General features: G+C 75.3%; 5 protein-coding genes and 1 pseudogene. 3 read left to right on the top strand and 3 right to left on the bottom strand.

The features are described 5' to 3' along the window. A pseudogene (locus ABD993_RS17165) lies at window positions 1-1,099 on the top strand (hypothetical protein); the annotation flags it as partial. A 116-nt stretch (window positions 1,100-1,215) separates the two neighbouring features. On the opposite strand, the gene ABD993_RS17160 reads toward ABD993_RS17165, so the two are convergent. Both ABD993_RS17160 and ABD993_RS17155 read right to left on the bottom strand, forming a co-directional pair. Continuing rightward, the gene (locus tag ABD993_RS17160) at window positions 1,216-1,881 is read right to left on the bottom strand and encodes a response regulator (protein WP_345418887.1); all 666 of its coding nucleotides are present in this window, start codon (window positions 1,879-1,881) and stop codon (window positions 1,216-1,218) included. Next, window positions 1,878-3,110: a PspC domain-containing protein gene (locus ABD993_RS17155; protein ID WP_345418884.1), complete on the bottom strand. Its 1,233-nt coding sequence runs from the start codon at window positions 3,108-3,110 to the stop codon at window positions 1,878-1,880. Before ABD993_RS17155 ends, ABD993_RS17160 begins: the two co-directional genes overlap by 4 nt. A 109-nt stretch (window positions 3,111-3,219) precedes the next feature. Between ABD993_RS17155 and ABD993_RS17150 the strand changes: the two genes are divergently transcribed. Next, window positions 3,220-4,605, top strand: a complete 1,386-nt coding sequence (locus tag ABD993_RS17150) for a PspC domain-containing protein (RefSeq protein WP_345418881.1) — start codon at window positions 3,220-3,222, stop codon at window positions 4,603-4,605. Continuing rightward, window positions 4,598-4,816, top strand: coding sequence for a hypothetical protein (locus ABD993_RS17145; RefSeq protein ID WP_345418878.1), 219 nt, complete (start codon window positions 4,598-4,600; stop codon window positions 4,814-4,816). Before ABD993_RS17150 ends, ABD993_RS17145 begins: the two co-directional genes overlap by 8 nt. Before the next feature lie 143 nt (window positions 4,817-4,959). Here ABD993_RS17145 and guaA read toward each other — a convergent pair whose 3' ends face one another. After that, window positions 4,960-6,510, bottom strand: coding sequence for a glutamine-hydrolyzing GMP synthase (gene guaA / locus ABD993_RS17140; RefSeq protein ID WP_345418875.1), 1,551 nt, complete (start codon window positions 6,508-6,510; stop codon window positions 4,960-4,962). Window positions 6,511-6,597: the final 87 nt, after the last annotated feature.

Raw genomic sequence — 6,597 nt, 5'->3', positions numbered from 1 at the left:
CGCGTTCGTCGGGCCCACGCTGGGCGGCGCGGCCGCCGCGCCTGCCGGCCCCGGTGCCCCAGGCGCCCCCGCACCGAACGTGCTGGCCCCGCTGCTGCCCACCGGCGGCGGCGCGGGCGGGTCCGCGGGCGGTTCGTCGGGCGGCTCGTCGGGCGGCAGCGTGCTCGAGGTCGTCGGCAACGGGGTGGGAGGTGCGGTCGGCGGGGTCGTCGGCGGCGTCACCACCCCGGTCGTCTCGGGGGTCGTCGCGCCCGTCACCCGCGCCGTCGGGAACGGGGTCGTGGCCCCGGTCGCCCAGGCCGCGGGCGGTGTGGTCCGGCCGGTCACCGAGGTCGTCGGCGGCGTCGTGGGCGGCGCGGACTCCGCGGCCGCCCCGCTGGCGCCGGTCGTGAACACCGCCACGGGCGCCGTCGGCGGGATCACCCGCACCGCCGCCCCGCTGCTCGCCCCGGTCACCGGGACCGTCGGGCAGGCCGTCGAGGCGGTCACGCCCGCGGTCGCCCCGGTCGCGAGGGTCGCCACCGGCACGGTCGGGGCGGTCGGCGGCACCGCGGCGCGGGCCGTCACCCCGGTCGTCGCGGCCGCCGTCGCGCCGGTGACCACCCCGCTGGTGGAGAACGTCGTCGCGCCGGTCACGGAGAACGTCGTCGCCCCGGTCACCGAGGCCGTGAAGCCCGCCCTCACCCCGGTCGCGGACGTGCTGGAGCCGGTGACCACCCCGGTCCTGTCCGCCGCCGCCCCGCTGACCAAGCCGCTGCTGTCCGCGACGGCCCCGCTCACGGACCCGGTCCTCAAGGCCGCGGCCCCGGTCACGAGCCTGCTGGACACCTCGGGCGCCCTCGGCGGCTCGGGGGACTCCGGCGCGAACGGGGGTTCCAGCGGCTCGAGCGACTCGGGGTCGAGCAGCTCCGGGTCGAGCAGCTCCGGATCGAGTAGCTCCGGATCGAACAACTCCGGGTCGAGTAGCTCCGACCAGGGCGGATCCGGCGGATCGCTCCTCCGCTCGACGAGCGAGGGCGCGAGCGAGGCACTCTCCCCCGTCACCGACCAGTTGGCTCCGGTCACGAACTCCCTCGGCGGCCTCCTCGGCGGTCGCTAGGGGCGCGTCTCCCCCATGCCCGAGCCCCGGGACGCTCGTTCCGGGCGGGACGCGACGGCACCACCCACGGCCGCCGGGTCCCCGTCGGAACGATCACCGGCGGACCGCGGGAGTGCTCAGACCAGGCGGCGGTCGCTCGCCCAGCGGGAGAGCTCGTAGCGGTTGGAGAGCTGGGTCTTGCGCAGGACGCTCGACACGTGGGTCTCGACCGTCTTCACCGAGATGAACAGCTCGCCCGCGATCTCCTTGTAGGAGTACCCGCGGGCGAGCAGCCGCAGGACGTCCCGCTCCCGCTTGGTCAGCAGATCCAGCTCGGGGTCGACGGCGGGGGCGGCCCCGGGGCGGTCGGAGAAGGCGTCGAGCACGAAGCCCGCCAGGCGCGGCGAGAACACCGCGTCCCCGACCTTGACCCGGCGCACCGCGTCCCCCAGCTCGCGCGCCGAGATCGTCTTCGTGACGTACCCGCGCGCCCCGCCGCGGATCACCGCGATGACGTCCTCGGCGGCGTCGGACACCGAGAGCGCGAGGAACACCACGTCCGGCTGCTCCTTGCGGACGCGGGCGAGCACGGCCGCGCCGCCGCCGTCGGGCATGTGCACGTCCAGCAGCACGACGTGCGGCTTGAGGTGCGCGATCCCGGCGACCGCCTCGTCCACGGACCCGGCCTCGCCCACGATCTCCAGGGGCGGGTCCCCCGCGGCGCCGCGCTCCAGCTCCGCCCGCACCCCGGCGCGGAACAGCCCGTGGTCGTCCACCAGGAAGACCGTGATCGGGTCGGTCATGCGTTCTCCTGTTCCGAGAAGGTCATCGCCAGGTGCACCTCGGTGCCCTCGCCGGGGGTGCTGCGCAGCCGGACCGTACCGCCGTGGCGGTCCATGCGGCCGTGCACGGAGTCCGCGAGGCCGTGTCGGTCCTCGGGCACGGCCTCGGGATCGAAGCCCGTGCCGCGGTCCTTGACGAACACGTTGACCTCGCCCGCCTCCACCTCGACGTACACGCTGACCTCGTCCACCCCGGCGTGCTTGGCCGCGTTGACCATGGCCTCCCGGGAGGCGAGGACGAGGGCGCGCAGCGCGTCGTCCAGTGGGCGGTCGCCGACGATCACCGGGTTGACCGTGATCGCGTAGGTGTCCTCGACCTCGGCCGCCGCGGTCTGCAGGGCGGACGAGATCGACTCGTCGATCCCGGGACCGGAACCGCGCCCGTAGCCCTGCGGTCCGTAGAGCCAGTTCCGCAGCTCGCGCTCCTGGCCGCGGGCCAGCCGCTGCACCTCGCGCGGGTCGGTGGACTGCTTCTGGATCAGCGCGAGGGTCTGCAGCACGGAGTCGTGCAGGTGGGCGGCGATCTCGGCCCGTTCCGCGGTCACGATGCGCTCCCGACGCTCCTCGCCGAAGTCCCGGGCGAGCCGGACCCACCACGGCACCGTCAGCACCCCGACGCCGACGAGGGTGGCCAGCACCGCCAGCACCCCGAACTGGATCTGGCCCAGGTTGAGGTTGCCGAGCAGGAAGACCGTGATCCCCGCGGCGACGAAGACCCCGCCCGCGCCGATCCGCAGCACGGCGTTGCGGCCGCCGCCGAGGATGCCGGTGCGCGCCCCCGTCGTCCAGCGGCGGCGCTGGGCCTCGTCCGCCTCCCGCCAGACCACCGCGGCGCCGATCGCGGCCACGCCCAGCGGGCCGACGATCCAGCCGATCACCTGGTTCTGCAGCGCCGCACCGACCAGCCCGATCCCGATGCCGAGCGCGGCCAGGCCCATCGCCTGCTGCCGTTCCTTCGCCGAGACCACGCGGGTGACGTCCGAGGCCTCCTGGCGCACGAACACCCACAGCAGCCCGTAGGCGAGCACCCCGGCCCCGTTGGCCGCCGCGAGCACGACGAACGCCGCGCGCACCCACAGGACGTCGATCCCCAGGTGGTCCGCGACGCCGCCCGCCACGCCCGAGACGAGCCTGCCCGACCGGCGGCGCACCAGAGGCGGCCGGGCCTGGGTCTCCACCGAGCTCGTCATGGCTCCATGGTCACACGGGTCGGAGCCCGGGACACCGGGGTCGTTCCCCGGGGACTCTCGGGGTCCTCCCCGATACCGTGGGGGTGCGCACGCGGGGAGGGTCGACGGCATGGGGAGAAGTGAGCACACCGCGGACGTGGGGACGACGTTGCGGGACATGTGGGAGACCCGTCCCGCCCGTCCGCGCCGCGACCGCAAGGTGGCGGGCGTCGCCGCGGCGATCGCCCGGCGCTACGACATCGACCCGGTCCTGGTCCGCGTCGGGTTCGCCGTCGCGGCGGTCTACGGGGTCGGGATCGCGCTCTACGTCGCGGGCTGGCTGCTGCTGCCCGCCGCCGACCAGGACGACCCGCTGGACGGCGCGGGCCCACGCCCGGCCACGGGCGGGGTCCATCCGGCCGCCTGGATCGGCCTCGGCGTGCTGGTGCTGGCCACGGGAGGCGTCTTCTGGGGCGACAACGGCGGGTTCGTCCTCCCGGTCCTCGCCGTGCTGGTCCTGCTGTTCCTGCTGCACCGCAGCCGAGGGGGGAGCCGCGCTCTCGCGGACGACGGCGCCGCCTCCGGGCCCGGTGCGGTCGCGGACGGACCTGTCGGGAACGCCGGGTCCCGGACCGACGGGGTCGACACGCCGGCCGCGGGCGGGACCACCGAGGACCGCCCGGCGAGCGGAGCCGGGCACCCCGACGCCCCGACCACCCCCCTCTCCACCTCCGCCGCGGCGACCGGCGAGCCCGCCGTGCACGCCGACCCGCTGGATCGCGGCACCCCGCCCGAGTGGGACCCGCTCGGCGCCGCGCCCTTCGCCTGGGACCTGCCCGAGCCCGCGCGGCCCGAGCCGGAGCCCGCACCGCGGGCCCGGCGCACCCGTATCACCCTGATCACGCTCGCCTGCGCGCTGGTCGGCGGCGGCATCGCCGGGGCGGTCGTCCTGATGACCGCGGGCATCGCGGGGCTGCCGATCGTGTTCGCCACGCCGCTGGCCGTCGTCGGCGTCGGGCTCGTGATCGGGGCGTTCGCCCGCAGCGGCCGCGGCCTGATCCCCTTCGCGCTGATCCTGGGCCTGCTGACCTGGGGCTCGGTGGCGGTCCGGGACCCGCTGCAGAACATCGGGCAGGGCGGCGTCGGGGACATCTCGGTGGCCCCGACCAGCGCCGCGGCCCTCGCCCCGACCTACGAGCGCGGCGCGGGCACCATCGCGCTGGACCTCTCCCGGCTGGACACGAGCGTCCCGCCCGGCACGGACGCCACGCCGATCCGGACCGCCGCGACCGTCGGGCTGGGCACCGTCGAGGTCACCGTGCCCGCGGACGCGGACGTCACCGTCCGGGCGCACGCCGAGCTCGGCGACGTCCTCTTCGGCACCACCGACCAGGGCGGGACGGACGCCCGGCTCACCGTGGTGGACGATCTGGGAGCGGACGGCGTCCGCTCCGGCAGGCCGATCGAGCTCGACCTGCAGGCGGGCCTGGGCAGTGTGGAGGTGCGCCGTGGCTGAGTCGGACCCGGCGCGACGGCCGACCCGGACCCGGCGGATGCCGGACCTGCTGACCCTGCTGCTCGGCCTGGTCAGCCTGGGGATCGCCGCCTCGGGCTTCGCAGGCCGCACCCCGGACACGATGGGCGTGGACGGCCGCTGGCTCCTCGCGGGCGGCGCGATCGCCCTGGGCCTGGTCCTGCTGGCCGCGAGCGTGCGCCGCACGAGCTGACCACGTCCGCCACTCGGGGACCCCGAGCGTCGCTCCGTGGCGCTCGGGGTCCCCGAGCGTCAGCGCGTCGGCGACACTCGGGGTCCCCGAGCGTCGCTCCGTGGCGCTCGGGGACCCCGAGTGTCAGCGGGCGACTGACGCGTTCACTCCCACTCGATGGTGCCCGGCGGCTTGCTCGTCACGTCCAGCACCACGCGGTTGACCTCGGCCACCTCGTTGGTGATCCGGGTGGAGATCCGCTCGAGCACCTCGTAGGGCAGCCGGGTCCAGTCCGCGGTCATCGCGTCCTCGGAGCTGACCGGGCGCAGGACGATCGGGTGGCCGTAGGTGCGGCCGTCCCCCTGCACACCGACGGACCGGACGTCCGCCAGCAGCACGACCGGGCACTGCCAGATCGAGCGGTCCAGGCCTGCGAGGGTGAGCTCCTCGCGGGCGATGGCGTCCGCCTGGCGCAGCGTCTCCAGCCGGGACTTGTCGACGGCGCCGATGATTCGGATCCCCAGTCCGGGGCCGGGGAACGGCTGGCGCTGCACGATCACCTCGGGTAGCCCCAGCTCGGCGCCGACCGCGCGGACCTCGTCCTTGAACAGCGCCCGCAGCGGCTCGACCAGGGCGAACTCGATGTCGTCCGGCAGCCCGCCCACGTTGTGGTGCGACTTGATGGTGGCGGTGCCGGTGCCCCCACCGGACTCGACGACGTCCGGGTACAGCGTCCCCTGCACCAGGAAGTCGACCGTGTGGTCGGCCACCACGTCCGCGGTCGCCGCCTCGAAGACCCGGATGAACTCCCGCCCGATGATCTTGCGCTTCTCCTCGGGGTCGGTGACCCCGGCGAGGGCGGCGAGGAACCGTTCCTCCACGTCCACCGTGTGCAGCTTCGCCCCGGTCGCGGCGACGAAGTCCTTCTCGACCTGCTCGCGCTCACCGGCCCTCAGCAGCCCGTGGTCGACGAACACACAGGTCAGCCGGTCCCCGATGGCCCGCTGGACGAGCGCCGCGGCCACCGCGGAGTCGACCCCGCCGGACAGCCCGCAGATCGCGTGCCCCTCCCCGACCTGCTCGCGGATCGCGGCGACGGTGTCGTCGATGATCGACGCGGTGGTCCAGGACGGCCGCACCCCGGCGATCTCGTGCAGGAACCGGCGCAGCACCTCCTGCCCGTGCGGGGAGTGCCCGACCTCGGGGTGGTACTGCACGCCTGCCAGCCTGCGCTCGCGGTTCTCGAAGCCCGCGACCGCGACCCGGTCCGTGGAGGCGGTCACCGTGAAGCCCTCGGGCGCGCGCGTCACCGAGTCCCCGTGGCTCATCCACACCGGGTGTGAGGCGGGCAGCCCGTCGTGCAGCACCCCGGCCTCGGGCGCGACGTGCACCTCGGTCCGCCCGTACTCGCGGGTCCCGTCGTGCGCGACGTCCCCGCCGAGCGCCCGGGCCATCGCCTGGAAGCCGTAGCACATGCCGAACACCGGGATCCCGGCCTCGAACAGGGCCGGATCGACCGACGGCGCACCCTCGGCGTAGACCGACGAGGGCCCGCCGGACAGGATGATCGCCGCCGGGTTCCGCGCGACGATCGAGGCGACGGACGTCGACGAGGGCACGATCTCCGAGTAGACCTGCGCCTCCCGCACCCGCCGGGCGATGAGCTGCGCGTACTGGGCGCCGTAGTCCACGACGAGAACGGTGGGAGTGTCCACGCCACCAGGGTAGAGCGCGACCCGGGTCACCCTGCAGACCCGGCCGACATGAACCCCGGTGCCGCTCGGACCGTGATCGACCAGCAC

The organism is Pseudonocardia xishanensis (assembly GCF_039541715.1).
Taxonomy (GTDB): Bacteria; Actinomycetota; Actinomycetes; order Mycobacteriales; family Pseudonocardiaceae; genus Pseudonocardia; species Pseudonocardia xishanensis.
The sequence above is the reverse complement of the archived record's forward strand: the minus strand, read 5'-3'. Positions and strand labels throughout refer to the sequence as shown.